This is a genomic window from Microbacterium murale (assembly GCF_014635185.1).
GTDB lineage: Bacteria > Actinomycetota > Actinomycetes > Actinomycetales > Microbacteriaceae > Microbacterium > Microbacterium murale.
The window spans coordinates 508771-535596 of the sequence record NZ_BMCM01000003.1 but is presented as its reverse complement, the minus strand read 5'-3'; the positions used below and the strand labels follow the sequence as shown (position 1 = coordinate 535596).

The following is a 26826-nucleotide window of genomic DNA, read 5'->3' as shown; positions in this document are numbered from 1 at the left end:
CGGGCGATCCGCCCTTTTTGCGGAAGAACGACGATCGGGCGTATTCCGGCCGGCAAGATCGTCGTTTTTCGCGCGGTCGGAATGGCATCCGGCAGTGATGCCCACTAGGGTCGAGAGCAGGCAGCGTCGCCCGTCCCCCCCTCCCGAAAACGTCTGAAGGCACCAGCATGAAGATCGGCATCCTCACCAGCGGCGGCGACTGCCCCGGACTCAACGCGGTGATCCGCGGCATCGTGCTCAAGGGCACGACCTCGTACGACCTCGAGTTCGTCGGCATCCGCGACGGATGGCGCGGGGTCGTCGAGGGCGACTTCATGCCGCTCACTCGTCACGAGGTCAAGGGATTGTCCAAGATCGGCGGGACGATCCTGGGAACCAGCCGCACCAACCCCTATGAGGGCGAGCGCGGCGGCGCGGAGAACATCGCCAAGACCCTCTACGGACACAAGATCGACGGGATCGTCGCGATCGGCGGCGAGGGCACTCTGGCTGCGGCGGATCGGCTCGCGAAAGACGGGCTGAACGTGCTGGGCGTGCCCAAGACCATCGACAACGACCTGCGGGCCACGGACTACTCGTTCGGCTTCGACACCGCCGTGAACATCGCGACGGATGCGATGGACCGCCTCCGCACCACCGGCGATTCGCACCAGCGCTGCATGGTGGCCGAGGTCATGGGCCGCCACGTGGGGTGGATCGCGCTGCACGCGGGCATGGCGGCCGGCGCTCACGTCATCTGCATCCCCGAGGTGCCGATGTCGATCGACGAGATCACGGAACTCGTCACGAGCGCACACGACCGCGGCCGGGCGCCGCTCGTCGTCGTGTCGGAGGGCTTCAAGCTCGAGGGCATGGACGAGGCCTTCAGCGATAAGGGACTGGATGCCTTCAACCGTCCGCGCCTCGGCGGTATCGGCGACCAGCTGGCTCCCGCGATCGAGCGCATCACCGGCATAGAGACCCGCGCGACGATCCTCGGGCACATTCAGCGTGGCGGTTCGCCGTCCGGATTCGACCGCGTGCTCGCCACTCGGCTCGGCCTGCATGCGGCGGACGCGATCGTGGAAGGCGCATGGGGCAAGATGGTCGCGATGAAGGGCACCGACATCGTGCGGGTGCCGTTCGAAGAGGCGCTCGGCGAGCTCAACACCGTGCCGCGCTATCGCTACGACGAGGCCGCGGCGCTGTTCGGCTGAGCACCGCGGGCGTCGCCGAACGTCACAGCATCCAGCAGCCGCACAGGCGGCCCACAGGATGAACGAAAGCTCAGCGCCTATCGTCGGTTCGATGATGCGCGCAGATTCACGTCTTCCGCACGGCAGGCATTTCGCCCTCACGTGGGGAATCAGCGACCACTACGGCGGTATGACGAACGCCATGCTTCGCCGCTCGCGATCATTCAGGCGGATCGGCGGCGTCGATGTCGACATCCTCACGCTCGACGATCGGCCGGATTATCCCGAGCTCGATGCGCGCCTCCGCGCGGCGGGGGAGCTGATCGACGGGCTCAGGATCCGCAACATCTGGGATGAACTGCGCCAGCGCCCGCCGCGTGCGAAGGACACCGAGATCGACCCGGTCGAGCCGCTCGTGCCGAACGACGATGACGTCGTCTCCGAGCGCGATGGCGTCGTCCTGTCGAGGCGACGCTCCGGGGCCGACGGCGGGCCGACAGCGGTCGATCGGTTCCGTCCGGACGGCAGCCTTCTCGCCACAGAGCGCGCAGATGCCCCGTCGCGGCGCATCGTGGTGTACGCGGAGGACGGCACACCTATTCGTGCGTGGAAATCGAGCTGGACTCTCTACCGCTGGTGGTTCGATCGTCTGACTGCGGGCAAGACGAGTTACATGCTGGTCGATTCGAAGACGGCTGCGCGCTGCGTCGCCGGCTATCGGAGAGAGAACGTGACGACTGTGCACATCGTGCACGCGTCGCATCGACTCGGCGGACGAGCAGGCACGCTGCGATCGTCGCGAGCTCCCGTGCTGCGTCGCGCGGGCGACTTCGACGACATCGTGGTGCTCACGGCGAGGCAGCGGGCGGACCTCGTCGACGACCTGGCGGCTGTGGACGTCGCGGCCCGGATACGCGCCATCCCGAACGAGGCGGAATTCCTCCCGCCGTCCGGACGTCCCCGCGCGGATTCCTCCGGTGTGGTCGTCGCGTCGCTCGAGACCCGTAAACGCCTGAAGCACGCCGTGGATGCCGTCGCCAAGGCGCGGGCCACGGATTCCCGGATCAGTCTCGACGTGTTCGGCGACGGGCCGAAGGAGAGTGAGATCCGCAGGCGGGTCGAGGCTCTCGGCCTCGACGAGCACGTTCGGCTGCGCGGTTTCGACCCTGATGCCCGCACGGCCTTCCAGCGCGCGGGCTTCAGCCTTCTGACGTCGACCTCGGAGGGACTCCCGCTCGTGCTGATCGAGAGCATGGCAGCGGGCTGCATCCCGATCGCCTACGACATCCGGTACGGTCCGGCCGACATGATCCGCGACGGTGTCGACGGCTTCATCGTTCCGGAACGGGATACCGAGATGATGGCGCAGCGGATCGTGGAGCTGCAGTCGATGCCTGCGGCGAGGGTCGAGGCGATGCGCAGGCGTGCGATGGCCAGGGCCGCCGAGTTCTCCGACGTGGCGGTGACTCGTCAGTGGGCGCGCGAACTGCGCTCGGCGTTCGATGCGAAGCGGATCGAGTCGGCGCGGGAACAGCCGGTGCGGGTGCGGCTGCGCCGACGTGCAGGAGTCCTGCGTCGGCGGGTCCAGTGGCTGACAGGGCGCTGATCAGACCGCGCGAGCCTCCAGACGTTGAGCGACGTACCCTCCGACCCGTCGCGCGAGACGGTGCGATGGGCGCTCGACCCACTGGTAGAACGCGGCGGCGACGACGAGTGAGACCGGTACGCCGATCAGGCACGCCACCCACCAGTGTTCCCGGCCGAGCAGGTAGCCCAGCGTGCCGAGGATCGGCGCGTGCACCAGGTAGAGGCTGAAGGAGATCTTGCCCAGCCAGAGCGCGGTCGATCGTTCGCACCCGCGGCGCAGCATCGGCCACACGATGACGAGCAGCACGATGAGAGCGGCACCGACGCCGGCGAGGCCCCAGAGCACGTCGGCGATGCCTGAGCCGCTTTCGACGAAGGGCCGTGCCAGCCAGCTGGCGATGAGCAGCACTCCCGCGAGCACCGCCAGCGCCGGCCACAGCATCCGCGTGCGCACGCGTTGTGCGAAGGCGCGGATGCTGTCGAGATTGATCGCGATGATCGTCCCCAGGAGGAACACGGGGAAGTACACCAGCGCGTCGATCTCAAGCATCCTGCCTGCGATGGTGGCCGTCGCGGCGATGGCTGCGAGATAGGGACTGGCCCGCCGGAATCGGATCGCGATCCACACGAACAGCGGCAGCAGCAGGGAGAAGAAGAGCTCCCAGCGCAACGACCACAGCACGTTGTCGATGTCGTACGACTGCGGCAGGAGCGATGCCTCCGTCAGCAGCGAGAGCGGCGTGACCGTGGTCGCCTGTGCATCACGCAGCCATGTCCCGGTCGGCATGGTCGCCGGATCGCGGGGAATCGCGATGATCAGGACGGCCGCGAGGATCAGTGCGCCGAAGACCGGAAGATACAGCCGCAGCAGGCGCGACGGGTAGTAGCGCGTCCACGTGAAGTCGGAGCGCAGCGCGGGCAATGCGACGACCAGTCCTGACAGGGCGAAGAACACGAGCACCGACTCCGTGCCGGGGAACACGATCTTGAGCGGACTCTGCGTCAGCCACTCCCACGCCGTCTCGCTCAGCTCGGGTCTGGCGATGAGGGTGAGGTGATAGAGCACGACGGCGAGAGACGCGAATCCTCTGAGTCCGTCGAGACCTGTGATTCTGGCGGAGGTGTCGGACATCCCGCGCCATGTTAGACGCCCGATCTGCGAGCGCCCTGATCAGGCGGACGGCTTCTTCTCAGCGAGACCCAGGGCGTCGAGCATCCAGGCGAGCTCGAATGCACGCTCTTTCCAGGCGTTGTACCTGCCGCTCACGCCTCCGTGCCCGGCGGCCATCTCGCACTTGAGCAGCACGTCATCCGCCCCCGCCTCGCGAAGTCGCGCAACCCATTTCGCGGGCTCCACGTAGAGCACACGGGTGTCATTGAGTGATGTCATCGCGAGGATGCGCGGGTAGGAGACGCCGTCCTGCACGTTCTCGTACGGCGTGTACGACTTCATGTAGGCGTAGACGTCCGCGTCGTGCAGCGGGTCGCCCCATTCGTCCCACTCGATGACGGTGAGGGGGAGTGAGGGATCGAGGATGCTGGTGAGCGCGTCGACGAACGGAACGGATGCCAGGATCCCGGCGAACCGCGAAGGGGCGATGTTCGCAACGGCTCCCATCAGCAGACCGCCTGCGCTGCCACCCTCGGCGACCAGGTGCTCGGGGGTCGTGATGCGCGCGGCGATGAGGTGCTCTGCGCAGGCCACGAAGTCGGTGAACGAGTTGCGCTTGTTGAGCATCTTGCCGTCGTCGTACCAGCTGCGACCCATCTCGCCGCCACCGCGCACGTGCGCGACGGCGAAGATCACACCCCTGTCGAGTTCCGACAGTCGGGCGACCGAGAAGCCGGGGTCGATCGAGTGCTCGTACGACCCGTAGCCATAGAGGTGCACGGGCCGGATGTCGTCTCCAGGCGCGCCGAATGTCTTCTTCCACACCAGCGAGATCGGCACCTGCGTGCCGTCGGACGCCGAAGCCCATGCCCGCTCCTGCCCGTACTCGGACGACTCGTAGCCGCCGAGCACCGGCTGGCGTTTGCGCAGCACGAGCTCTCGCGTCGACAGATCCAGGTCGTAGACCGTGCTCGGGGTGACGAACGACGTGTACCCCAGGCGCAGGAACGGCGAGTGCCATTCCGGATTGCCTGCCGGCCATGCCGAGAACAGCGGCTCGTCGAAGCCGAGTTCCTCCACACGGTCGTCGGCGTAGTCGAGCATGCCGATGCGTTCGAGGCCCTCGCTGCGGTAGCCGACGACGGCGAAGTCGCGGAAGCAGTCGACGCCGAGGATGCGGCGTCCGGCCTCGTGCCCCATCACGACATGTCGCTCGCGCTGGGGGTCATCTGCCGGTACTGAGACGAGTTCGAAGTCGACCGCATCCTGATTGTGCAGGATCAGCAGCCGATCCTCGCCGTCGATCACGGCGTGCTCGAGCGAGTACTCGACGCCCTCGGTCCGCGGCCACACTAGTCGCGGCTCCGCGGTGATGTCACCGCGAAGATCGACGAGGTATTCCTCGCTCGTCACGCTGGATCCGACCCCGATCACGAGGTACCGCTTGCTGCGAGTGACGCCGGCGCCCAGCCAGAACCGTTCATCCGCTTCGTGGAACAACTTCACGTCGTCCTCGACCGGTGTGCCGATCAGGTGCAGCCACAGAGTGTCGGGACGCCATGCGTCGTCGCGAGTCGTGTAGATGATTCCTGTGCCGTCCGGGGTGAAGAAGCCACCACCGGTCCGCGGGATCTCGTCGGGGAGCGTCTCGCCGCTGACCAGGTCGCGCACCTTGATCGTGTAGAGCTCGTCGCCCTCGTAATCGGGAGCCCACAGCATCTTGGCGCCGTCATCCGATGTGTCGAAGGAGCCGAGCGAGAAGAATTCGTGACCCTCGGCCTCGACATTGCCGTCCAGGAGGATCTGCTCACCGGGGACGGGCACGCCCGGCTCGAGCACCGGGGGAGTCCAGTCACGCTCATCGGCCGCGGCGCGGCATTGGATGCCGTACTGCGAGCCCTCCTCGCTGCGGCTGTAGTACCACCAATCGCCCTTGCGGGTCGGCACCGACAGATCGGTCTCCTGCACGCGGCCCTTGATCTCCTGGAACAGCGTCTCGCGCAGCTCCTCGAGGTGTGCCGTCTCGCTGTCGGTGTGCGCGTTCTCCGCCTCGAGATGCGCGATCACCTCGGCCGAGTCCTTCTCACGCAGCCACTCGTAAGGATCGTCGAATGTATCGCCGTGGTGAGTGCGGAGGTGGGAACGGCGAGCTGCGATGGGGGCGTTGGTCACCACACCACGCTAACCCAGGTCGAGTTGACCGGAGCCGAGCAGGGTGCGAGGATTTATCGGGGCCGGTAAACGGAAGTCAAACCCACGGTGAACTCTTCGTTCGTCACGCCGATCACGTCGGCAGCTCTCTTCCTTTCACACAACCGAAAGCGAACGGTGGAAACCGCAGCCCTCATCGTCGTGCTGGTCATCGTGCTAGCCCTCTTCTTCGACTTCACGAACGGCTTTCACGACACCGCGAATGCGATGGCGACGCCCATCGCAACGGGTGCTCTCAAGCCGAAGACGGCTGTGCTCCTGGCGGCCGGCCTCAATCTCGTCGGCGCCTTCCTGTCGACAGAGGTCTCGAAGACCGTGTCTCACGGCATCATCAACGAGGACGCCATCCGGGACTCGGGTGCAGAGCTGTTCCTGTCCGTGATCTTCGCCGGCCTCATCGGCGCCATCACGTGGAACATGCTCACCTGGCTGCTGGGACTGCCCTCGAGTTCCTCGCACGCGCTGTTCGGCGGGCTCATCGGCGCGACGCTGATCGGCGTCGGCATCGGGGGCATCGACTTCGGCATGGTTCTGTCCAAGATCGTCCTGCCCGCGCTCATCGCCCCGATCACGGCAGGGCTCATCGCGTTCGCCGCCACGAAGATCGCCTACTCGATCACCCGCCGCTACGACGGCAAACCGGATGGTCGCGACGGATTCCGCTGGGGCCAGATCTTCACGTCGTCCCTGGTCGCTCTCGCGCACGGCACGAACGACGCACAGAAGACGATGGGCGTCATCACGCTCGCCCTCATCACGGTCGGCTGGCAGAACTCCGAGCAGTCGGACCCGTACTTCTGGGTCATCTTCGCCTGTGCCTTCACGATCGCCCTCGGCACATATCTCGGCGGGTGGCGCATCATCCGCACGCTCGGCAAGGGCCTCACCGATGTGAAGCCCGCTCAGGGCTTCGCGGCGGAGAGCTCGACGGCGGCGACCATCCTCGCATCCAGCGCTCTCGGTTTCGCGCTCTCGACCACTCAGGTCGCCTCCGGATCGGTGATCGGTTCGGGCCTCGGCCGGCGCGGCTCGACCGTGCGCTGGCGGACGGCCGGACGCATCGCCATCGGCTGGCTGCTCACGCTGCCGGCTGCCGCGGCGGTCGGTGCGCTGGCTGCTCTTCTCGTGGTCTGGCTGGGCAACTGGGGCGTGGCGATCGATGCGGTTCTCGCTCTCGTCGTCATCATCGGACTGTTCCTGCGTTCGCGCCGCAATGCGGTGACCGCCGAGAACGCGATGAGCGACGTCGCAGAGTCCGGTCTCGCGATCGAGCTGCCCGACATGCCGCCGCCGACCCGACGTCAGCTGCAGATCGAGCGTGCCCGTGCGGAGGCGAAGGCGCGTGCGAAGGCGAAAGCCGAGGCCAAAGAACAGGCCAAGGCCGCCAAGAAGCGCGCGCAGAAGAAGGGCGGACAGAAGACGCCCGGCGAGAAGGATGTCGCAGCGGGCGAGGCCGCTGCCGCGAGCACGACGAACGAGGGCACAGAATGAGCGTCGACATCGACTGGGCCGCATTCGTGCTGGTGTTCGCGGCCGCGCTCATCGGTGCTGCCGCTGTCGTGACCTTCTATGCACTCGGCTTGCGGCTGCTCGTCCGCGCGGGCCACGCTCCGGTGGTGAGTCCCGCGGAGTTCACCGATGCCATCACCGTGATCACCGAGAAGGAAGCTCGTCGCGCTGCGAAGCAGGCGGCGAAGGCCGCGAGGAAGAACCCGCTCACGGACGGCCAGAAGCGTGTGGCGTTGATCGGCGCGTACGGCTGCTTCGCGCTCTGCGCCGTTGCGGTGGCGAGCGGCATCCTGCTGATCGTCGTCGGCCACTGAGGCCTCGACGCGGCGTCTGCGACGCTTCTCGCAGGATGCGCGCGGCATAGACTGGAGACATCCCTCGTTCCCTGATCCGCCACGACCCACAAGGATGTGACATGGCTTCTGCCGCGCCTGCCCCCACTCGTACCGAGACCGATTCCCTCGGGAGCATGGAGGTGCCCGCCGACGCGTATTGGGGCATCCACACCGCCCGCGCCGACGCGAACTTCCCGATCACGAAGCGACCGATCTCGGTGTATCCCGACCTCATCCGGGCTCTCGCGATGGTGAAGCAGGCCAGTGCCAGGGCGAACAAGGACATCGGCGCACTCGACGCCATGCGGGCCGATCTCATCGATGCCGCAGCGCAGCGGGTCATCGACGGCGAATTCCATGACCAGTTCACGGTGGGCGTGATCCAGGGTGGCGCCGGCACCTCGACGAACATGAACGCGAACGAGGTGATCACCAACATCGCGCTGGAGATCGCCGGGCGGGAGAAGGGCGATTACGATTTCCTCTCTCCGATCGACCACACCAACCGCAGCCAGTCAACGAACGACGTGTACCCGACGGCTGTCAAGATCGGCCTCTCCCTCAACCTCCGTTCCCTGCTCGATGAGCTCGATCTGCTGCGCCGCTCGTTCCTGAGCAAGGCCGTCGATTTCCACGACATCCTCAAGGTGGGACGCACCCAGTTGCAGGATGCCGTGCCGATGACGCTCGGGCAGGAGTTCCACGGCTTCGCGACGACTCTCGGCGAGGACCACAGCCGTCTCACCGAGAACGCGTCGTTGATGTTCGAGATCAACATGGGTGCGACCGCGATCGGCACCGGCATCACCACTCACGTCGACTATGCACAGGCCGTGCTCACCCACCTGCGTGAGATCACCGCTCTCGATCTCGAGACAGCGACCGACCTGGTCGAATCCACCAGCGACACCGGTGCCTTCATGTCGTTCTCCTCGTCGCTCAAGCGCAACGCCATCAAGCTCTCGAAGATCTGCAACGACCTGCGCCTGCTCTCGTCCGGTCCGCAGGCCGGTCTCGGCGAGATCAACCTCCCGGCCAAGCAGGCGGGCTCGAGCATCATGCCGGGCAAGGTCAACCCCGTGATCCCCGAGGTCGTGAATCAGGTCGCGTTCGCCGTGGTCGGTGCGGACATGACCGTCACGATGGCTGTCGAGGCGGGGCAGTTGCAGCTGAACGCCTTTGAGCCGGTGATTGCGCACTCGATCTTCCAGTCGATCACCTGGATGCGCCAGGCCATGTGGACACTGCGCGTCAACTGCGTCGACGGCATCACGGCGAACACCGATCGCCTCGGAGCGATGGTGGGTGCTTCGGTCGGCGTCATCACGGCGCTCACGCCGTTCATCGGCTACGCCGCTGCGGCCGCCCTCGCGAAGACCGCGCTGCTCACGAACCGCAACGTCGCCGACCTCGTGGTCGAAGCGGGACTGATGTCACGCGAAGAGGTCACGAAGCAGCTGTCGCCGGCACGTCTGTCGGGACTCGAGGCAGTCACCGCCGCGATCTCCGTCATCCCGCCTGAGGGCCTGATCGAGATCTGACGGCCCGACGAGTGAGCCCCGTGCCTGGCCGGGCACGGGGCTCACTCGTGCACGGCGTTCAGCCGTGGATGCGGCAGTGCGTCGTGAGTTCGCCGATGCCGTCGATGCCGACGGTCACCGTGGAGCGGTCGCGCAGGAAGATCTGCGGCTCGCGCGAGTAGCCGGCCCCGCCAGGGCTGCCGGTGGAGATCAGGGTCCCGGGCTGCAGGGTGACCGACTGCGACAGATGCGCGATGAGCGTCGCGACCGAACGGACCATCTGGCCTGTCGAGGCATCCTGCACGGTGTGGCCGTCCACGACGGTCCAGATGTGCAGATCCTGCGGGTCCGCGATCTCATCGGCCGTGACGACGAACGGACCGGTCGGGGTGAAGCCGTCGAACGACTTGCAGCGCGACCACTGCGCCTCGGAGAACTGGATGTCACGAGCCGTGATGTCGTTGACGACCGTGTAGCCCCAGACGCTGTCGAGGGCGTCTGCTTCGGTCACGTTCTTCGCCGGTCGCCCTATCAGAACGCCGAGTTCGGCCTCGTAGTCGACCGACTCGCTCAGAGTGCGCGGCCACTCCGTCGTCGCTCCATGCGAAGTCAGCGAGTTCGGCCAGAGCGTGAAGACGGTCGGTGCGGTGTCGGTCTTCAAACCCAGTTCACTGGAGTGGGCGGCGTAGTTCAGGCCGATCGCGAGGATCACGGGGGGATTGAGAACAGCCGATGCGAAGTCGAAGCCGGCGAGCGGATGACGCGGTGCGGTGCGCTCGTCGAGTGCGGTGCGCAGTGCGTCGAGGCCGTCGTCACCTGCTTCGATGAGCTGCTGGAGGGTCGATGGTGCGGGGTCGATCAGATCCGAGACCAGAATGGCCTCGGTATCCTGGATCACCGCGAGATGGGCGTCGGGGGAGTCCGGCCGACGCAGATGGGCGAAACGCATGTCCTCTACGCTACCGTCCTGTCGCCCGGAGCAGAGTGGAGGGTACCTCTAGGCTTTGGCTATGTCATTCGGAGGACCCTCAGAGCCGCAGTACTCGCCGCCCCCGGCCCAGCCCCAGCTCTCGCAGCAGCAGTACTCGCAGCAGCAGTACGCGCAGTCGCCGTACACGCCGGCTCAGTTCAATCAGCAGCCGGTGTACGCGTCCGCGCTCGCACAGCCGACCAACTATTCCCCGCCCGCTCCTGCCGCGCCGGCTCCGGCCGGTGCGCTGCCCATGCTGCCGGTTCCGTCGAAGAAGGGCAGGACCGTGTCGATCTGGCTCTTCGGGGTTCTCGGCTTCGCACTCGTGGCGCTGATCGGCTACTTCGTGTGGGCGCTCGGGATCGTCGCATCCGGCATGGGGCTCGTCCTCGCGCTCATCCCGCTCGCGATCGTCTTCTTCGGCGTCTACATCATCGACCGCTGGGAACCCGAGCCGAAGCTGCTCATCGTGTTCGCGATCGCGTGGGGCGGCATCGCCGCGGTCGGGCTGACGCTGCTGGTGGACCTCGGCGTCACGCTCATGATCGGCATGCGCTCAGAGGTGTTCAGCGCGGTGATCCAGGCGCCGATCGTGGAGGAGCTCGCGAAGGGTCTCGGGATCTTCATCATCTTCCTGATCGGCAGACGCGCTTTCGACGGCCCGATCGACGGCATCGTCTACGGGGCGCTGATCGGTGGGGGATTCGCCTTCACCGAGAACATCCAGTACTTCGCGATCAGCCTGATCGAGGGCGGTGGCGAACAGCTCACGGCCACGTTCGTCATGCGCGGTCTGCTCTCGCCGTTCGCGCACGCCATGTTCACCGCCCTCACCGGTTTCGCCATGGGGCTTGCAGCCAGGCGCAGTGCGTCGAAGGGCGCGGTGTTCGGTGCCGGACTGCTCGGGCTGCTGGGCGCCATGATCCTGCACGGATTCTGGAACGGCTCCGCCACCTTCGCCGACTTCTTCGCGCTCTACATCACGCTCCAGGTGCCGCTGTTCATCGGCTTCATCCTCGCCATCGTGGCGTTGCGCAAGGAGGAGGCCCGCATCACGAGGGAGCGACTGGGTGACTACGCCGCAGCCGGATGGTTCACGCCGGAGGAGATCACGATGCTCGCGACTCCTGCCGGACGCAAGGTCGGACTCAGATGGGCTGCGAGCCTGCGGGGTGACCGCAGGTCGTTGATGAAGACCTTCATCAAGGATGCCGCTGCACTCGCCGCCGTGCGCCAGCGGGCGATCGTCGGCCGCGATCCGCTGGCGGCCGACGATGAGCGCGCACTGCTCACGCGCACCCGCGCGACGCGTGCGGCCCTCCTGGCGTACTGAGGAGCGCATCGCGTTGACTCTTGACACCCGTGGAGTACGGGTGCAATCTGAATACAGATCAACTCAGCGCCCGGTAGACATGCAGGCATCGCCGCAGCACCGGGCGCTGAGTCTTGCTATGGGCGGAACTGTTCGCTGTGGGCTGGTGCGTTCGCATTGACCATGTCCGAGCGCTCCGGTTGTATGGAGTCATGACTGATCGCACAAAGCCCGAGTTCGACGCCCCCACAGCTCCCGCTCCTGCAGAGCTCGTCACCCGAGACATCATCGAGGGCGACGGCGCAGCCGCTCGGCCCGGCGACACCGTGACCGTGCACTATGCCGGCGTCGAGTATGACTCCGGCGAGGAGTTCGACTCGTCCTGGGGTCGTGGCGAGACCATCCAGTTCCCGCTTCGCGGCCTCATCCAGGGCTGGCAGGACGGCATCCCTGGCATGAAGATCGGTGGTCGTCGTGAACTGATCGTTCCTCCCCACCTGGCTTACGGTCCCGCCGGTTCGGGTCACTTCCTGTCGGGGAAGACCCTCATCTTCATCATCGACCTGGTCGCCGTCGGCTGATCAGAGTCATGGCTCCGGAGGGCCTCTGTTCCGCATCGGAACGGAGGTCCTCCTGTTTTTGTCCAGAGATCTCGGAATACATGCGCTCGCATAAGAGTTGGCTCCTTGTGAACGCAATGAGCCCCCACACCTCAAGGAGAGAACCCGCATGACCACGATCGACATTCCCGGCTACCGCGCAGGCACCTGGATCCTCGACCCCGCGCACAGCGAGGTCACCTTCAGCGTCCGCCACATGATGATCTCGAAGGTGCGCGGCTCGTTCGGCATGAAGAGCGCAACGCTGGTCGCCCCGGAGAATCCGCTCGACGCGAAGGTCGAGGCGACAGTCGACGTCACGTCCATCGACACCAACGACGACGGTCGCGACGGTCATCTCCGCTCGGCGGACTTCTTCGACACCGAGAACTTCCCGACGATGGAGTTCGTCTCCACCGGTGCACGTGTCGCGTCCGATGACTTCTTCATCGACGGCGACCTGACCATCCGCGGCATCACCAAGCCGGTGAGCTTCGCCTTCGACTTCGGCGGATTCGGCACCGACCCCTACGGCAACTACAAGGCCGGTGCGTCGGCGACGACCACCATCAACCGTGAAGACTTCGGCCTCACTTGGAACGCAGCACTCGAGACCGGCGGCGTCCTCGTCGGCAAGGACATCACGATCAACCTCGACCTGCAGGGCGCTCTGCAGCAGGACTGATCTTCGTCATCGAGGACCCCGTGCCGTCAGGGCACGGGGTCCTCTGCGTCATATGCGCGGAAGCTCGGCGTGAGACGCACCAGCACGCCGACGAGCGCGATGACGAGCAGGCCGCCGAGAAGCGGGGGAAACCAGAGCACGGTGAAAGTGGCGAGCGTGCCCGCATAGAGTGCGCCGAGGCGAGGGCCTCCGGCCACGACGATGATGAAGATGCCCTGGAGTCTTCCGCGGATCGCGTCCGGCACAGACGCCTGCATCATCGTGTTGCGGTAGATCGAGCTGATGTTGTCAGCAGCTCCTGAGAGAGCCAGTGCCGCGGAAGCCGCGACGATGAGCGCGATGTTCGCATGCGCCTCATCCGCTTCGGGCGACCAGGCGGCGATCAGAAGAACCACGCCGAAGAGCAGGATCGCCGCACCGTACGCCTGAACCGCACGCTCGATGCCTCGTCCGTGCCAGCGGTAGCGCACGATCCGGCCGGAGAACAGGCTGGAGAGGAACGTGCCGGCCGCGACCGCCGCTGTGAGTGCACCCGTGGTCACGGCGCCTCCGCCGAGCAGCACCGCGCCCAGCGCGGGGAACAGCGCCAGCGGTTGCCCGAACGTCATCGCGACGATGTCGACCAGATACTGCATCCGGATGTTGGCCGCACGCTTGAGGAACCGCCAACCGTCGACTAGCGACTCCAGTCCTGGGCGCACGATCTCGCCTTCCGGCCGCAGGGCGGGAAGGGTCCAGAGCCCGAGGAACATCGCGAGCATGAGGACGACGTCGATGGTGTAGGTCCAGCCGTAGCCGGTGAGGGCGACGAGGATGCCGGCGAGCGCCGGGCCGACCATGACCATCACACCGATCGTGATGCCGTTCAGAGCGGATGCCGCTGCAAGGAGGTCACGGGGGATGAGGCGCGGCACGATCGCCGTCCGCGTCGCCATGCCGACCGAGTTCGCGGCGGAGTTGATCATGCTCAGCGCGTACAGCCACCAGATGGTCTCGAGCTGACCCCACGTGAGGACGGCGAGCAGCAGGGTCGAGACGAAGGTGATGATCGCGGCGATGAGCGCGACCGTGCGGCGATCGAAGGCGTCGGCGAGCATCCCGCCGTAGAGACCTGAGAGGATCATCGGGATGAGGCCGGCGACGGCGACCATCGAGACTGCGAACGTGCTCGCGGTGAGCTCGAACACGTGCAGCATCACGGTCACGATGGTGAGCTGGCCGCCGAGTCCGGCCAGCGTCGAGCCGATCCACATCCTCGTGAACGCACCGCTGGCGCGGAAGGGGCGAAGGTCGATGAGTGCCCCGCGGGCACCGCCGCTCACGCGTCGACCTCGCCCGACGATCTCCACTCGGACTCGGGATCATCCCGCATATCGCACTGCACGTTTCGAGGCTATCGGCTCACAGAAGATCGACGGCTCATGGCGAGGCCGGGATCACGCGCCGGGGCTGGTAGACTCTACAGGTTGCCGTTTGATCGGCCGCGGATAAAGAGAGCCCACGCATCAGGTGTTGGGCGCCGCGCAACGAACTGAAAGGGGATCCCATCTATGCCACTCGAGTCTGACGCCAAGAAGGCGATCATGGAAGAGTACGCGACGCACCCCGGTGACACCGGATCCCCCGAGGTGCAGGTCGCGATGCTGACGCAGCGCATCAAGGACCTCACCGAACACCTCAAGGATCACAAGCACGACCACCACTCGCGTCGTGGCTTGTTCCTCATGGTGGGTCAGCGCCGTCGTCTGCTCGGCTATCTCCAGGACATCGACATCGCGCGTTACCGCACGCTGATCGAGAAGCTTGGTCTTCGCCGCTAAGGCAGCGCACCAGCGTAATATCGCACTTCTTCCGAAGGCCGTCCCAGGTGTGGGGCGGCCTTCGTCGTCTCCGATACGGCCAGGACGGTGGCTTTCCTGCTGGAAAGCACGTACTCTCGCGGTGCTGCGTGGGTCGGGTTGGTGAATGCCCTCACCCTCGCCGCGTACATCACGATCATGACGATCAGCATCGGTTCGGCTTCCGCATCGTCGTCGTTCATCACATTCGTGGGCATCTACCTGTTGTGGGTGCAGCTCGCCAACCAGCGTCGCGAGGGATACCGGGTCATCGGCTACGGCGTCTCGCCGCGGTGGGTCCTCGTGCTCGGGCTCTGCGCCGTCTTCCTGGTCGCGCTTGCCATCTTCTTCTTCGCTGCCATCAGCGGCGTGGAGATCCCCTTGGCCTTGAGGCTGATCCCGGGCGCGCTGACACTGATCGTGCTGGGATCGCCGGCTCTGCGCAGCATCCTCAGATCCGCTCCCGCAGATGTGCCTGTCCAACGACTTCGATTGTCCGCCGCCGGCAGGGTCGCGACGATCGTGACCGGAGCGATGATGGCGCTGGGGATCTGGGTGCTCTCCGTCGGCGACGAGATGCTGCGTCCGTTCTTCGGTCTGCTTCTCATGCTCGGAGTCCTCGGATGGTGGACCGTCGGGCGTGTCTCAGAGCGGGTACCGGCGCTCGGAGCTGTGTGGGCGTGGCCGCAGTGGACGGCGTTCGCCGTGTCGAGCTGTGCCATCGTCACGATCCTGCTGCTTCAGGTTCGCGGCGATACGGCGCTTCTCGGACACGGTGACTTCGCCGCCGGCGCGGTCTTCTGCCTGTACCTCGGGAGTGCGTTCCTGGGTGGACGAGATGGCTGAGAAACATCCACGCCTGCGTCTGGACGACAACTTCGCGAGTCCGATCCGCTTCTCGCTCATGGCCGCACTCCTCGACGGAGACGAACTCGACTTCGCCACGCTCGCACACATTCTTCAGGTGGGAGACTCGGCGCTGAGCAAATCCATCTCGCATCTGCACGCGACCGGTTACGTCAGCACGCGCAGGGGAGAGGTGGGAAGCCGGCCCCGAACCTGGGTGCGTTCGACCGCGAGAGGCGAGCGTGCCTTCGGCGCGCACCTGCAGGCCTTGCAGGAGATCGTCGAGTTCGGTGGCCACCCGGCTCGCGACGAGGCGGGCTCGGGGTAAACGGCTTCCGGGGCCGCATCACGTACGGGGCCAGCCGCCCGCGGTGTCAGGCGGATGCCCCCACGAGGTCGGAGTGGTGGATCGCCGCGACGTCAGGATGAGCACGGAGTCGTGACTTGAGGGCGTTCTCGCCGTACAGGCTGTGGATCGGGTTGTGGGGATCCTCGGTGACGCCCTGCGCTTCAGCGGCCAGCTCCGCCGGCAGTTCGATGAGCGGGAGCTTCGCGTCGAGCGCGGGGCTGAAGAAGAACGGCACCGAGATGCGATCCGCGGGTGCCTTGGGCGAGATCACCCGGTGGTTGGTGGCCTTGAGATAGCCGCCGGTTGCGTACTCGAGCATCTCGCCGATGTTCACGATGAAGGCGTCATCGACGGGGGGAGCATCGACCCATGCTCCGTCGCGTTCGACCTGCAGACCGCCCTTGCCCGGCTCGACCCAGAGCAGCGTGAGCACTCCGGAGTCCTTGTGCGCGCCGACGCCCTGCTGCGGCTCCGGCGCATCCGTGCCGGGGTATCGCACGATCTTCATCAGGCTCGCGGGGTCGCCGAAGTCGGCGTCGAAGTGCGTCGGCTCGGCGCCGAGCGCCTCTGCCCAGCTGCGCAGAAGCCTGCGGGAGATGCCGGTGAGATGCTCGCGCCACGTCTCGGCGACCTCTCGGAGCTCGGGCTGCGCCGCCGGCCACAGGTTCGGGCCGATGAGGCGGTTGAAGGCCGGACCGTCGGAGACAGGCTCCCGTTCTGGCCCGATGTCGATCTGCTCGCGCCAGTCGACTTTGCCCTGCGTGAGTTCGCCTCCGATGCGGGTGTAGCCACGGAACTGCGCGCTGTGCACGTTCTCGATCGCGAGCTTCTGCTCCTCGGGCAGGGCGAAGAAGTCACGGGCTGCCTGCTGCAGTCGACGAAAGAGCGCGGGGGAGATACCAGTGCCGGTCAGATAGAAGAACCCGACATCGTGCGCAGCGGCGGCGAGTTCACTGCGGAACGCCGCAGCGGCCTCTGGGCCGCCGTCGAGCTGCGAGAGGTCGAGGACGGGGAGGTTCAGTTCAGCCATGACACGAGCGTACGGCGAGTTCTCACAGCCTCACTCATGTGTTTCACACAGTTACCTTCGGCGTACGCGCGGGGTGGTCCGGCAGGTCACCCCTCGTGCGGACGCCGCGGCCCGGTCGGGTCGTCTCGCCGCGACCCCGTCGGATCGTCCCGACGAGACACGTCCAACAGCCGCGCATCCGAGAACAGCCACCGCGCGCGCGGCTCGACCAGCGGTCGGAACAGCCACCTGACCGGACGGGTGGCGAGCACGAGAGCGATGAGCACCGACAGCATGATCACCGTTGGCAGCCAGATCCACGTCGGCTCGGCATCGCGGAGAATGCCGGATTCACGGAACGGATACAGCACGAACGAGTGCAGCAGGTAGACGTACATCGTGTACTGCCCGAACTTGGTCCACCAATACGTGCCGCGGGGGATCAGGACGAAGAACGCGGCCGTCAGTATCAGGCCGATCGCGATGAGCAGCAGGCGGATGCCGCCCGACCACCATGCGTCGCCCCCGAGATCCACATATGTGTCGTTGTAGAAGAACCATTTGTCGAGATTGATGCTCTCCCACAGGTCGACCCAGTTCCATGCGACGAACGCGTCTGCGGCGAAGACGAGCACAGCGATCGCTCGGAGCCACCACGGGCGGAAATCGATCAGGCGGAAGCGGTTGACCATATCGTGCTCCCGCAGCCACCACCCCAGCACGAAGAACGGCAGAAAGCCGAGTGTGCGCGAAAGTGAGAACGTGCTGTCGACGTTGCTGAGGTATCCGGCTCCCACCGATATCAGCACGCTCCACAGCAGCGGCCATCGCAGCAGCGCGAGGTAGGGCAGTACCAGGCGGAAGATTCCCAGGGCGAGCAGGAACCACAGCGTCCATGACGGCTTGGTCAGGTTCGGCTGCGCCTCTTGTCCTTCGACCAGCCATTTCGTGAGCGTCCAGAGCAGTTCGAAGATCACATACGGCACCAGGATGTCGGTGATGACCCGCGCCATCTGCTTGCGTGTGGGCGGCGCGGACTTCGAGAAGTAGCCGGCGATGAGCGCGAAGGCCGGCATGTGGAAGGCGTAGAAAGCCAGGTACAGCGCCATCGCGATGCTGGAGTCGTACGTGAGGCGCTGGATGGCGTGTCCGAGCACGACGAGCACGATGCAGGCGTAGCGCGCGTTGTCCCAGAACGGCACGCGCCGACGCGGCCGCCCGATCCCCCCGGTGGTCGGGCCCGTCGGGGTCTGTGCGGCGATGCTCATCCTCCGAGGCTACCGGCCCGTCATCGGCAGCCAGGGAATAAAGTGACGTGGGTTGCGTTGTGACATATACATGCATTTGAATAGAAGCGTCATGCCAACAGCATCCGCCTCGAGAACCCGGGAGCACCATATGAGCGAGCACGCCGACACCTCAGGCATCCAGTTCGGTCTCTTCACCGTCAGCGACATCACGCAGAACCCCGTGACGGGAGAGACGCCGAGCGAACGGCAGAAGATCAAGGACGCGATCACGATCGCGAAGCACGCCGAAGACGTCGGCCTGGATGTCTTCGCCGTCGGTGAGCATCACAACCCGCCGTTCTGGTCGTCGTCGCCCACCACGACCCTCGCTGCGATCGCCGCGCAGACCGAGCGCATCATCCTCTCCACCTCGACGACGCTGATCACCACGAACGACCCGGTGAAGATCGCCGAGGACTTCGCCATGCTCCAGCACATCTCCGACGGCCGCACCGACCTCATGCTCGGCCGTGGCAACACCGGCCCCGTGTACCCGTGGTTTGGCAAGGACATCCGCCAGGGGCTGCCGCTGGCGATCGAGAACTACGCGCTGCTGCGCAAGCTCTGGGATGAGGACGTCGTCGACTGGGAGGGCAAGTTCCGCACTCCGCTGCAGGGATTCACCTCCACCCCTCGTCCGCTCGACGGCGTCGCACCGTTCGTCTGGCACGGCTCGATCCGCACCCCGGAGATCGCCGAGCAGGCCGCGTACTACGGCGACGGGTTCTTCGCGAACAACATCTTCTGGCCCAAGGAGCATTACCAGCGCCTGATCGAGCTGTACCGTCAGCGCTACGCGCACTACGGACACGGCACGCCAGAGCAGGCCATCGTCGGCATCGGCGGACAGGTCTTCATGCGCGCCAACTCTCAGGATGCTGTGAACGAGTTCCGTCCGTACTTCGACAACGCGCCCGTGTACGGCCACGGCCCGAGCATGGAGGACTTCACCGAGATGACTCCGCTCACCGTCGGATCGCCGCAGCAGGTCATCGACCGGTACGCCGCGATGCGTGACACCTTCGGCGACTACCAGCGTCAGCTGTTCCTGATCGATCACGCCGGTCTCCCGCTGAAGGTCGTGCTCGAGCAGCTCGACATCCTCGGCGGCGAGGTCGTGCCCGCGCTCCGCAAGGAGCTCGCGAAGAATCGTCCGGCGAGCGTTCCGGATGCTCCGACTCATGCCGCACGCGTCAAGGCGGTGTACGGCGACGGACCTGCGCGCGAAGCGCGCCCAGGCGCGAACCGCGGAGACAACCTGACCGTTGGCTCCCCGTATCAGGACACGCCGGCGCCCGCGGGAGCTGCCTTCGGCGTCGGCCGGAAGGAGGCATGATCATGACAGAGCGTCGCATCGCCGTCATCTCGGCAGGTCTCTCCAACCCGTCCTCCACACGGATGCTGGCCGACCGCATGGCGGCGGAGACCGTGAAGCAACTCGCCGAGCACGACATCGAGGTCACGGTCGACATGATCGAGCTGCGCGACCTCGCGCACGACATCACCAACAACCTGCTCACCGGGTTCGCACCGGCCGCGCTCGAATCGGCGCTCAACTCGGTGTACTCGGCAGACGCCGTGATCGCGGTGACGCCGATCTTCTCCACGAGCTACTCCGGACTGTTCAAGTCGTTCATCGACGTGCTCGATCCTGACGCCCTCACCGGCAAGCCCGTGCTGATCGGAGCGAACGCCGGAACGCCCCGGCATTCGTTGGCCATCGACTACGCGATCCGCCCGCTGTTCGCCTACCTGCATGCCGAGACGGTCTCCACCGGGGTGTTCGCGGCATCAAGCGATTGGGGCGGCGGGGGAGATGACGTCGCTCCGCTGGCCAAGCGGGTCGAGAAGGGTGCTCGCGAGCTCGCGGAGGCCATCGCCCGCAAGGATGCCGCGACCGCGAGCGACCCGTTCGATCCGGCGAACTACCTGGGTGAGGGGCGATCCTTCGGCCACCTTCTCGGCGGGCTCGCGGGGGAGTAGCGCACTCAGTGCCATCGGTACTCGGTCTCTGGGCGACCTCGGCCGCGGTACCGGGCGGCGCGCTCGAGCCTGCCCTCGTCGGCGAGGTGCTCGAGGTAGCGGCGCGCCGCCACACGCGACATCCCGAGCTGTTCTGCGGCCTCGCTCGCCGAAAGCACGCCTGCGGCTCTGGCCGCCGCCGTCACCTTGGCGAGTGAGGTCGCCGACAACCCCTTCGGCACTCTGATGCTGCCGGTGGGCCGCGATGCGCCCAGGAGCGCATCGATCTCGGCCTGGCTCGCCTGACCGGCCGTGGCGACGGCCTGTGCGCTGTACGCGCGGTGCTGATCCAGCCGCTCCCTGAACGTCGCGAAGGTGAAGGGCTTGACGAGGTACTGCACGACGCCGAGAGCGGCCATCTGACGCACGGTCTCGGCATCGCGCACAGCCGTGATCGCGATCACGTCGACGGCTATCGAGCGTGCCCGCAGATGACGGAGGACGTCGAGCCCCGAGCCGTCCGGCATCGTCATGTCGAGCAGGACCAGATCGATCCCCTGCCGAGGAGGGCTCTCGATCAGTGCGTTGAGCGCCGCACGCGCGCCGCTGCATTCTCCGACGACCTCGTAGCCGTCGATCCGCTCGATGTAGTCCCGATGCAGTTCGAGAGTCAGCGCGTCGTCATCGACGAGGAGTGTGTGGATCATGGCCGAGCACCCGGCAGCGTCACCCGGAACGTCGTCGGCTCGTCGAGGATCTCCACGGTGCCTCCTGCCTCGTTCACGATCGATCGCACCAGTGCGAGTCCCACGCCTCTGCCCTCCGCCCCGGCGGGTTTCGTCGAGAATCCGTGCTGGAAGATCTGCTCGCGCACGGCCGCAGGAACGCCGGCGCCGCTGTCGGAGACCTCCAGCACGACGCCGCCGTTCGGCGCGGAGCGGAATACGACACGCAGCCAGCGCACGGGGGCGGCGGCAGCGGCATCCAGAGCGTTGTCGATGAGGTTGCCGAGCACGGCGATGCTGTCCATCGGCGCGAGGGCGGAGCGCGGTGCGTCGGGGGCGATGTCAGCCGACCACTCGACACCGCGCTCCTTCGCCTGAGAGGCCTTGCCCAGCAGGAGCGCGCCGACCGTGGGGTCGCCGTCTCGTCGCGCGGTGACCTGATCCACGAGCGACTGGCTCTGCTGCGACGTCTCCGCGAGGATGTCGATGGCCTCACGGGTGCGTCCCAGCTCGAGCAGTGCGACGGCGGTGTGCATCCGATTGCCGTGCTCGTGCGTCTGTGCGCGCAGCGCCTCGCCGAGAGTGCGCACCGACTCGTACGACGCGACGGCGTCTCGCACGCGTCCGGCCGGCAGATCGCCTGCGATGCGGCGGGTGTAGCGGCGCGCGAGGAAGGCACCGAGAGAACCCGCCGCGACGATGAGCGCCGTGATCGTGACGGCAGAGGGCAATCGTCCGAGGATCGACTCGGCGACGGACTCGACGGTGACTCCGGCCGCGACCCACCCGACGCTCTCGCCGGTCGAGTTCAGCACGGGCGTGATCGTACGGATCGAGGCGCCGAGTGTGCCGGTGAACTCCTCGGTGAGCGTCGCCGGTGCGGCCGGGATCGTGCCGAGGTAGTGCTCGCCGAGCCGGGCCGGGTCCGGGTGGGTCACTCGCAGCCCGGACGGGGTCATCACCGTGATGAAGTCGAGAGCGGAATGCTCGACGACCGCGGCGGCATAGGGCTGCAGCACATCCGAGGCCGCGTCGGCGTCTTCACCGTCGAGCGCGTCGATCACGCTGGGAGAGCCGGCGAGCGAGTGCGCCAGGGCGCTCGTGAGGTGCTCGGCCTCGGCCCGCGAGGTGCGCTGAGTCTGCAATGCGAGGATCACGGCCGCGACCGCTCCGACCAGGATCGCGGCGACGAGGAGGACGACGAACACGTGCGATGCCGCACTGCGGCTGCGCTCCGAACGCGTCATCGCGATCTCCTCTGCTTCCCCGACCCGGTGGGCCACGACCAATACGACCACAAATGGTCAGCGTCTGAGAACCCCGAGAGGGTGAGATTCGTTCACCCGGCGAATCGCCGGATGTCATGTGACGACGCAGTTCATGATCACGGAGGTACACCATGGCCATCACCACGAGCTTCTCACTCCCCGGCTACAACTGGCGAAAAGGCAAACGCTCCTGGGACAAGCACACCTGGTTGTATGTGTCGGTCCTCATCGCCGTCGTACTCGGCGCCGCGGTGGGATTGATCTGGCCGGAGTTCGCGCAGAGCCTCGAACCGCTCGGCAAGGGTTTCGTGTCGCTGATCAAGATGATGATCGCGCCGATCATCTTCTGCACGATCGTGGTCGGCGTCGGATCCATCGCGAAGGCGGCGACTGTGGGGAAGATCGGCGGACTCGCACTGGTCTACTTCATGGTGATGTCGACGTTCGCCCTGGCGATCGGACTGGTCGTCGGCAACATCATCCACCCGGGCAGCGGTCTGGACATGGCCGGTGCGTCCTATGACGCGACCACCACGGAGGCGAAGTCGACGCAGGACTTCATCCTCGGCATCATCCCCACCACGTTCTTCTCGGCATTCACGGGTGAGAGCGTGCTGCAGGTGCTCTTCATCGCACTGCTGGTCGGATTCACGGTGCAGGGTCTCGGCGAGAAGGGCGCGCCGATCATGGCCGCCGTGAAGCACCTTCAGGTTCTGGTGTTCCGCATCCTCGGCATGATCCTGTGGCTCGCGCCGATCGGTGCGTTCGGTGCGATCGCCGCTGTCGTCGGAAAGACCGGCATCGCCGCTATCTGGGGACTGGGGCTGCTGATGGTCGCGTTCTACATCACGTGCATCGTGTTCATCATCGGGGTGCTCGGAACACTGCTCTACTTCGTGACGCGACTGAACATCTTCCAGCTCATCAAGTACCTCGCGCGCGAATACCTGCTCATCGTGGGCACATCGTCGTCGGAGTCGGCCCTCCCGCGGCTCATCGCGAAGATGGAGCATGTCGGGGTGTCCAAGCCGGTTGTGGGGATCACTGTGCCGACGGGCTACTCGTTCAATCTCGACGGCACGGCGATCTATCTGACGATGGCGTCGCTGTTCATCGCAGCCGGAATGGGGCAGCCGATGGCGATCGGCGAGCAGATCGGACTGCTGCTGTTCATGATCATCGCGAGCAAGGGGGCCGCGGGCGTGACCGGCGCGGGGCTCGCGACGCTCGCCGGCGGTCTGCAGGCGTATCGACCAGACCTCGTCGACGGGGTCGGCGTGATCGTTGGCATCGACCGCTTCATGTCCGAGGGTCGCGCTCTCACGAACTTCACCGGCAACGCCGTGGCCACTCTGCTCATCGGCACATGGACCAAGCAGATCGATCCTGCCCGGGCGCGGCGCGTGCTCGGCGGCGGAGAACCGTTCGACGAGTCGATGCTCGACGGCTCGTCCCACGACGGGATGTCCACTGCGACGGATGCCGTCGGCACTCAGGGCCTGGAAGAGGCAGCCGTGGCGGAACTGGGGGCGAAGCAGGCCAGGGCGAAGGCACGCGCTCAGCGCTGAACACCATCGCCTGAAAGAGGAGGAGGGCCACCCCGTGCGGGGTGGCCCTCCTGGTGGTCATCCGCTCTTGCGTCGGAACTCACGTCGCGTCTGCGGGGCATTCGCCGCGTGGACGGCGGAGTCGCCGTCCAGATGCGATTCACCGTCGCGGTGATGTGCGTTCTTCTTCTCGAGCGCTTCCTTGAACTTGCGCTTCATCTCCTCGGACGAGGAGGCTGCGCCTTCTTCGGTGCTCATGACGCCAGCCTAGTCGGACGGCCGACGAGCCGCGACAGGATTTCGTCGGCGTGCGCGCCTGCGGATCAGAAGATCGATCAGTGCGCCCAGCCCGATGGCGACGACCACCGATATCAGCACCGACACGATGGGCGCGTCCGGAAGGATCGCTGCGAACAGCGCGCCGATCGCGGCCTGGTACGTCGCCCAGCCGGTGGCGGCGAGTGCGATCAGCCCGAGGTAGCGGGGGAACGGGATCCGGGTCGCGCCGGCGACGAGGTTGATCGCGAGGCGCGCGAAGGGGATGAAGCGCGCGGTGAACAGCACGACCGCCGTTCCCGCCTCGAGTCGGTCCCGCGCCCAGCGCTGCGCGCTCTGCAGACGTTCGGTGCGCATCCATCGCCATCTATCCAGCCCCACCCATCGACCCATCCCGTAGCAGAGCAGATCCCCGCAGGCCGCGGCGACGGCGGCGCAGAGGATCACCGCCCACAGCAGCGGAGTTCCCGTGGACGTCGACAACGCACCCAGCGCAGTCACGGCCACCTCGCCGGGGACGATCACGAAGAACGCATCTCCGAAGACGAGCACGGCCATCACCGCAAGGGCCCACGGCCCGGTCACCGCATCCGCGAGCGCTTCCGGAATCACGCGTCAACTCTGCGCGCCGAAGGTGAACGGAAACGGAATCGGGGACAGCCGGTGAAGGACAGTCATGCAACAGGTGAACACTCGGGTACAGGGCCAGCCGTTGTCGGATGCGCGTGATCCGTGGCGTCATCCTGAGATCGTGAGAGTCGCAATCGTGACCGAATCCTTCCTGCCGCACATGAACGGCGTGACAGGATCTGTGCTGCAGATCCTGCGCCACCTCGAGCGCAACGGCCATGAGGCCCATGTGATCGCTCCGGATGCCGTCGGCATCCCCTCCCTGGTGCACGGCGCCCCGATCGAGCCAGTGGCGAGCCTGGCGCTGCCTGGTTACCGCAACGTCAGGATCGGCGCCGCGACCACTCAGCGCGTCGCGGCGTCGCTGGAACGCTTCCGCCCCGATGTGGTGCACCTCGCGTCACCGTTCGCGCTGGGATGGCGCGGTGCACTCGCGGCATTCAGTCGTGGCATACCTGCTGTCGCCGCGTATCAGACCGACATCGCCGCCTACACGGAGCGCTACCGGCTCCCTGCGACCACGAGGTTCGCGCGTAATCACATCGTCCGCCTGCATCGCCGGGCGACCCTCACGCTCGTCCCGTCGACCGAATCCGAGCATCAGCTGACCGGACTCGGCGTCGATCGCATCCGCCGCTGGGGACGAGGAGTGGATGCCGAACGATTCCACCCTTCGCGTCGCGACGAGGCCTGGCAGCGACGCACGACGCCAGAGGTCATCGTCGGCTACGTCGGTCGGCTGGCGGCGGAGAAGCAGGTGGATGACCTCGCCGCGTTGCAGCAGGTGCCAGGCGTGCGCCTGGTCATCGTCGGAGACGGGCCGTCGCGGGCGCGCCTTCAGGCGGAGATGCCGGATGCCGTGTTCCTCGGGTATCTCGACGGCGATGCCCTCGCACAGGCGATGGCATCATTCGACATCTTCGTGCACCCGGGCGAGAGCGAGACGTTCGGGCAGACTCTGCAGGAAGCCCACGCGAGTGGCGTGCCGATCGTCGCGACGGGGCGGGGCGGTCCACTCGACCTGGTGCGGATGGGCATCGACGGGTGGCTGTACCGGCCGGGAGACCTCGACGACCTGCGCATGCGGGTGGCCGATCTCGCCGGCGACGGCCGCAAGCGCAGGGCATTCGGGGTCGCCGGACGGGCCGCCGTCGAGGGACGAAGCTGGCAGGCGGTGTGCGACCAGCTGCTCGGGCATTTCGAAGAAGCACGTGAGTTGCACGGTCTCGACCGGCGACTGCGCAGCGCACGCATCCGCAGGCCGGAGCCGACGCCTCCGACTGCGGGGCGCCGCTGGCAGCGTTACGTCGCACTCGGCGACTCGTTGACCGAGGGCCTCTGCGACCCGGCACCCGACGGCGCGCTGCGCGGATGGGCCGATCGCCTCGCGCTGCTGCTGGCTGCCCGCGGCGGCCTGCACTACGCGAACCTCGCCGTCCGATCCCGACGGGTGCGCGATGTGTCGGGGGAGCAGCTCACCAGAGCCCGCGAACTGCGGCCAGACCTCGTGTCGATCCTGATCGGTGCGAACGACCTCGTGAAGTCCCACGCCGACGTCGCCGCGCTCGCCGCGCAGGTCGAACAGGTCGTGCGCACGCTGCGCGACGACGGCGCGGACGTGCTGCTGGTGACACCGTTTCTGCCCGACCGGAGGGCCGCGCGACTGTTCACCCGCCGATTCGCCGACTTCGCCAGTCGGCTCGCCGCGATCGCGGAGCGTACGGGGGCTATGCTCATCGACACCGATCTGCACCCGGCGCTCTCGTCCAGAGAGAACTGGGGTGAGGACCTCGTGCACCTCAGCAGTCGCGGACACCGTTTCCTGGCCTATCAGGCAGGCGAGATGCTCGGTGTGCCGCACGCCGACACCCTCGGCGCGCTGGATCAGGTGCTGCATGACGTCGATGCCACGACCCGTGCCGCGTGGTGGCAGCATCATGCCCTGCCGTGGGTGTGGCGCCGTCTGCGCGGCCGGGTGGCCGGCGATGGACGAGTGGCCAAGCACGACGACTACGTCTACATCGGCCGCTCGTCGGCGATGCGCAGCGTCGAAGTCCATTGAGGCGCCCAGGT

General features: G+C 66.5%; 25 protein-coding genes. 15 read left to right on the top strand and 10 right to left on the bottom strand.

Annotated features, from left to right (window positions below; all coding sequences use genetic code 11):
* The first annotated feature begins 167 nt into the window (after nucleotides 1–167).
* Nucleotides 168–1196 carry a 6-phosphofructokinase gene (locus tag IEV67_RS12205; RefSeq protein WP_188436826.1) on the top strand — a complete coding sequence of 343 codons (1029 nt, stop codon included), beginning with the start codon at nucleotides 168–170 and terminating at the stop codon, nucleotides 1194–1196.
* Between the two features lie 91 nt (nucleotides 1197–1287).
* Complete coding sequence (locus IEV67_RS12200; protein ID WP_188436825.1) at nucleotides 1288–2781, top strand: glycosyltransferase; 1494 nt, start codon at nucleotides 1288–1290, stop codon at nucleotides 2779–2781.
* Here the strand turns inward: IEV67_RS12200 and IEV67_RS12195 are convergent, their stop codons facing one another.
* Complete coding sequence (locus IEV67_RS12195) at nucleotides 2782–3894, bottom strand: acyltransferase family protein (RefSeq protein WP_188436824.1); 1113 nt, start codon at nucleotides 3892–3894, stop codon at nucleotides 2782–2784.
* 39 nt (nucleotides 3895–3933) lie between these two features.
* The gene (locus IEV67_RS12190) at nucleotides 3934–6045 is read right to left on the bottom strand and encodes a S9 family peptidase (RefSeq protein ID WP_188436823.1); all 2112 of its coding nucleotides are present in this window, start codon (nucleotides 6043–6045) and stop codon (nucleotides 3934–3936) included.
* Nucleotides 6046–6201: 156 nt separating this feature from the next.
* On the opposite strand from IEV67_RS12190, the gene IEV67_RS12185 reads away from it, so the two are divergent.
* The 3 genes from IEV67_RS12185 (at nucleotide 6202) to IEV67_RS12175 (ending at nucleotide 9469) form a co-directional block, all read left to right on the top strand.
* The gene (locus IEV67_RS12185) at nucleotides 6202–7575 is read left to right on the top strand and encodes an inorganic phosphate transporter (protein WP_188436822.1); all 1374 of its coding nucleotides are present in this window, start codon (nucleotides 6202–6204) and stop codon (nucleotides 7573–7575) included.
* Nucleotides 7572–7907 (top strand): peptidase, encoded by a 336-nt coding sequence (locus IEV67_RS12180; RefSeq protein ID WP_188436821.1) that lies wholly within the window; start codon nucleotides 7572–7574, stop codon nucleotides 7905–7907. Before IEV67_RS12185 ends, IEV67_RS12180 begins: the two co-directional genes overlap by 4 nt.
* Before the next feature lie 101 nt (nucleotides 7908–8008).
* The gene (locus IEV67_RS12175) at nucleotides 8009–9469 is read left to right on the top strand and encodes an aspartate ammonia-lyase (protein ID WP_188436820.1); all 1461 of its coding nucleotides are present in this window, start codon (nucleotides 8009–8011) and stop codon (nucleotides 9467–9469) included.
* Nucleotides 9470–9527: 58 nt separating this feature from the next.
* Here IEV67_RS12175 and IEV67_RS12170 read toward each other — a convergent pair whose 3' ends face one another.
* A complete protein-coding gene (locus IEV67_RS12170) occupies nucleotides 9528–10397 on the bottom strand; it encodes a fumarylacetoacetate hydrolase family protein (RefSeq protein ID WP_188436819.1) in 870 nt (289 codons plus the stop codon).
* 61 nt (nucleotides 10398–10458) lie between these two features.
* On the opposite strand from IEV67_RS12170, the gene IEV67_RS12165 reads away from it, so the two are divergent.
* From IEV67_RS12165 to IEV67_RS12155, 3 genes are all read left to right on the top strand, one after another.
* Nucleotides 10459–11751, top strand: a complete 1293-nt coding sequence (locus IEV67_RS12165; protein WP_229703061.1) for a PrsW family intramembrane metalloprotease — start codon at nucleotides 10459–10461, stop codon at nucleotides 11749–11751.
* A gap of 191 nt (nucleotides 11752–11942) precedes the next feature.
* Entirely contained in the window at nucleotides 11943–12311 is a 369-nt protein-coding gene (locus IEV67_RS12160; protein WP_188436818.1) for an FKBP-type peptidyl-prolyl cis-trans isomerase, read from the top strand.
* Between the two features lie 148 nt (nucleotides 12312–12459).
* Nucleotides 12460–13014: a YceI family protein gene (locus tag IEV67_RS12155; RefSeq protein WP_188436817.1), complete on the top strand. Its 555-nt coding sequence runs from the start codon at nucleotides 12460–12462 to the stop codon at nucleotides 13012–13014.
* A 26-nt stretch (nucleotides 13015–13040) separates the two neighbouring features.
* Here the strand turns inward: IEV67_RS12155 and IEV67_RS12150 are convergent, their stop codons facing one another.
* Entirely contained in the window at nucleotides 13041–14336 is a 1296-nt protein-coding gene (locus tag IEV67_RS12150) for an MFS transporter (protein ID WP_268238585.1), read from the bottom strand.
* A gap of 228 nt (nucleotides 14337–14564) precedes the next feature.
* Here IEV67_RS12150 and rpsO point away from each other — a divergent pair, with 228 nt between their 5' ends.
* The 3 genes from rpsO (at nucleotide 14565) to IEV67_RS12135 (ending at nucleotide 16026) form a co-directional block, all read left to right on the top strand.
* Nucleotides 14565–14834 carry a 30S ribosomal protein S15 gene (gene rpsO, locus IEV67_RS12145; RefSeq protein ID WP_033104617.1) on the top strand — a complete coding sequence of 90 codons (270 nt, stop codon included), beginning with the start codon at nucleotides 14565–14567 and terminating at the stop codon, nucleotides 14832–14834.
* 141 nt (nucleotides 14835–14975) lie between these two features.
* Complete coding sequence (locus tag IEV67_RS12140) at nucleotides 14976–15698, top strand: hypothetical protein (RefSeq protein ID WP_188436816.1); 723 nt, start codon at nucleotides 14976–14978, stop codon at nucleotides 15696–15698.
* Complete coding sequence (locus tag IEV67_RS12135) at nucleotides 15691–16026, top strand: transcriptional regulator (RefSeq protein ID WP_188436815.1); 336 nt, start codon at nucleotides 15691–15693, stop codon at nucleotides 16024–16026. Before IEV67_RS12140 ends, IEV67_RS12135 begins: the two co-directional genes overlap by 8 nt.
* A gap of 46 nt (nucleotides 16027–16072) precedes the next feature.
* On the opposite strand, the gene IEV67_RS12130 is transcribed toward IEV67_RS12135, so the two are convergent.
* Nucleotides 16073–17077: an isopenicillin N synthase family dioxygenase gene (locus IEV67_RS12130; RefSeq protein WP_188436814.1), complete on the bottom strand. Its 1005-nt coding sequence runs from the start codon at nucleotides 17075–17077 to the stop codon at nucleotides 16073–16075.
* An 86-nt stretch (nucleotides 17078–17163) separates the two neighbouring features.
* Nucleotides 17164–18324 carry an acyltransferase family protein gene (locus tag IEV67_RS12125; protein ID WP_188436813.1) on the bottom strand — a complete coding sequence of 387 codons (1161 nt, stop codon included), beginning with the start codon at nucleotides 18322–18324 and terminating at the stop codon, nucleotides 17164–17166.
* Nucleotides 18325–18454: 130 nt separating this feature from the next.
* Here IEV67_RS12125 and IEV67_RS12120 point away from each other — a divergent pair, with 130 nt between their 5' ends.
* Together IEV67_RS12120 and IEV67_RS12115 are read left to right on the top strand one after the other, a co-directional pair.
* Nucleotides 18455–19681, top strand: coding sequence for an LLM class flavin-dependent oxidoreductase (locus IEV67_RS12120; protein WP_188436812.1), 1227 nt, complete (start codon nucleotides 18455–18457; stop codon nucleotides 19679–19681).
* A 2-nt stretch (nucleotides 19682–19683) separates the two neighbouring features.
* Nucleotides 19684–20328 (top strand): FMN reductase, encoded by a 645-nt coding sequence (locus IEV67_RS12115; RefSeq protein WP_188436811.1) that lies wholly within the window; start codon nucleotides 19684–19686, stop codon nucleotides 20326–20328.
* 5 nt (nucleotides 20329–20333) lie between these two features.
* Here IEV67_RS12115 and IEV67_RS12110 read toward each other — a convergent pair whose 3' ends face one another.
* Together IEV67_RS12110 and IEV67_RS12105 are read right to left on the bottom strand one after the other, a co-directional pair.
* Nucleotides 20334–21014: a response regulator gene (locus IEV67_RS12110; RefSeq protein WP_188436810.1), complete on the bottom strand. Its 681-nt coding sequence runs from the start codon at nucleotides 21012–21014 to the stop codon at nucleotides 20334–20336.
* A complete protein-coding gene (locus IEV67_RS12105; protein ID WP_188436809.1) occupies nucleotides 21011–22279 on the bottom strand; it encodes a sensor histidine kinase in 1269 nt (422 codons plus the stop codon). Before IEV67_RS12105 ends, IEV67_RS12110 begins: the two co-directional genes overlap by 4 nt.
* Nucleotides 22280–22431: 152 nt before the next feature.
* On the opposite strand from IEV67_RS12105, the gene IEV67_RS12100 reads away from it, so the two are divergent.
* Entirely contained in the window at nucleotides 22432–23868 is a 1437-nt protein-coding gene (locus IEV67_RS12100; protein ID WP_188436808.1) for a cation:dicarboxylate symporter family transporter, read from the top strand.
* Between the two features lie 57 nt (nucleotides 23869–23925).
* On the opposite strand, the gene IEV67_RS12095 is transcribed toward IEV67_RS12100, so the two are convergent.
* Together IEV67_RS12095 and IEV67_RS12090 are read right to left on the bottom strand one after the other, a co-directional pair.
* Complete coding sequence (locus tag IEV67_RS12095) at nucleotides 23926–24105, bottom strand: DUF5302 domain-containing protein (protein ID WP_188436807.1); 180 nt, start codon at nucleotides 24103–24105, stop codon at nucleotides 23926–23928.
* Between the two features lie 9 nt (nucleotides 24106–24114).
* Nucleotides 24115–24735 carry a DedA family protein gene (locus IEV67_RS12090; protein WP_229703059.1) on the bottom strand — a complete coding sequence of 207 codons (621 nt, stop codon included), beginning with the start codon at nucleotides 24733–24735 and terminating at the stop codon, nucleotides 24115–24117.
* 154 nt (nucleotides 24736–24889) lie between these two features.
* On the opposite strand from IEV67_RS12090, the gene IEV67_RS12085 reads away from it, so the two are divergent.
* A complete protein-coding gene (locus tag IEV67_RS12085; RefSeq protein WP_229703057.1) occupies nucleotides 24890–26815 on the top strand; it encodes a GDSL-type esterase/lipase family protein in 1926 nt (641 codons plus the stop codon).
* Nucleotides 26816–26826 lie beyond the last annotated feature (11 nt).

Coding starts and splice junctions, on each gene's coding strand:
- IEV67_RS12120 (WP_188436812.1), top strand. CDS start 18,455: ATGAGCGAGCACGCCGACACCTCAGGCATCCAGTTCGGTCTCTTCACC.
- IEV67_RS12165 (WP_229703061.1), top strand. CDS start 10,459: ATGTCATTCGGAGGACCCTCAGAGCCGCAGTACTCGCCGCCCCCGGCC.
- IEV67_RS12205 (WP_188436826.1), top strand. CDS start 168: ATGAAGATCGGCATCCTCACCAGCGGCGGCGACTGCCCCGGACTCAAC.
- IEV67_RS12095 (WP_188436807.1), bottom strand. CDS start 24,105: ATGAGCACCGAAGAAGGCGCAGCCTCCTCGTCCGAGGAGATGAAGCGC.
- IEV67_RS12175 (WP_188436820.1), top strand. CDS start 8,009: ATGGCTTCTGCCGCGCCTGCCCCCACTCGTACCGAGACCGATTCCCTC.
- IEV67_RS12180 (WP_188436821.1), top strand. CDS start 7,572: ATGAGCGTCGACATCGACTGGGCCGCATTCGTGCTGGTGTTCGCGGCC.
- IEV67_RS12115 (WP_188436811.1), top strand. CDS start 19,684: ATGACAGAGCGTCGCATCGCCGTCATCTCGGCAGGTCTCTCCAACCCG.
- IEV67_RS12170 (WP_188436819.1), bottom strand. CDS start 10,397: ATGCGTTTCGCCCATCTGCGTCGGCCGGACTCCCCCGACGCCCATCTC.
- IEV67_RS12100 (WP_188436808.1), top strand. CDS start 22,432: ATGGCCATCACCACGAGCTTCTCACTCCCCGGCTACAACTGGCGAAAA.
- IEV67_RS12125 (WP_188436813.1), bottom strand. CDS start 18,324: ATGAGCATCGCCGCACAGACCCCGACGGGCCCGACCACCGGGGGGATC.
- IEV67_RS12200 (WP_188436825.1), top strand. CDS start 1,288: ATGATGCGCGCAGATTCACGTCTTCCGCACGGCAGGCATTTCGCCCTC.
- IEV67_RS12130 (WP_188436814.1), bottom strand. CDS start 17,077: ATGGCTGAACTGAACCTCCCCGTCCTCGACCTCTCGCAGCTCGACGGC.
- IEV67_RS12155 (WP_188436817.1), top strand. CDS start 12,460: ATGACCACGATCGACATTCCCGGCTACCGCGCAGGCACCTGGATCCTC.
- IEV67_RS12195 (WP_188436824.1), bottom strand. CDS start 3,894: ATGTCCGACACCTCCGCCAGAATCACAGGTCTCGACGGACTCAGAGGA.
- IEV67_RS12135 (WP_188436815.1), top strand. CDS start 15,691: ATGGCTGAGAAACATCCACGCCTGCGTCTGGACGACAACTTCGCGAGT.
- IEV67_RS12160 (WP_188436818.1), top strand. CDS start 11,943: ATGACTGATCGCACAAAGCCCGAGTTCGACGCCCCCACAGCTCCCGCT.
- IEV67_RS12105 (WP_188436809.1), bottom strand. CDS start 22,279: ATGACGCGTTCGGAGCGCAGCCGCAGTGCGGCATCGCACGTGTTCGTC.
- rpsO (WP_033104617.1), top strand. CDS start 14,565: ATGCCACTCGAGTCTGACGCCAAGAAGGCGATCATGGAAGAGTACGCG.
- IEV67_RS12110 (WP_188436810.1), bottom strand. CDS start 21,014: ATGATCCACACACTCCTCGTCGATGACGACGCGCTGACTCTCGAACTG.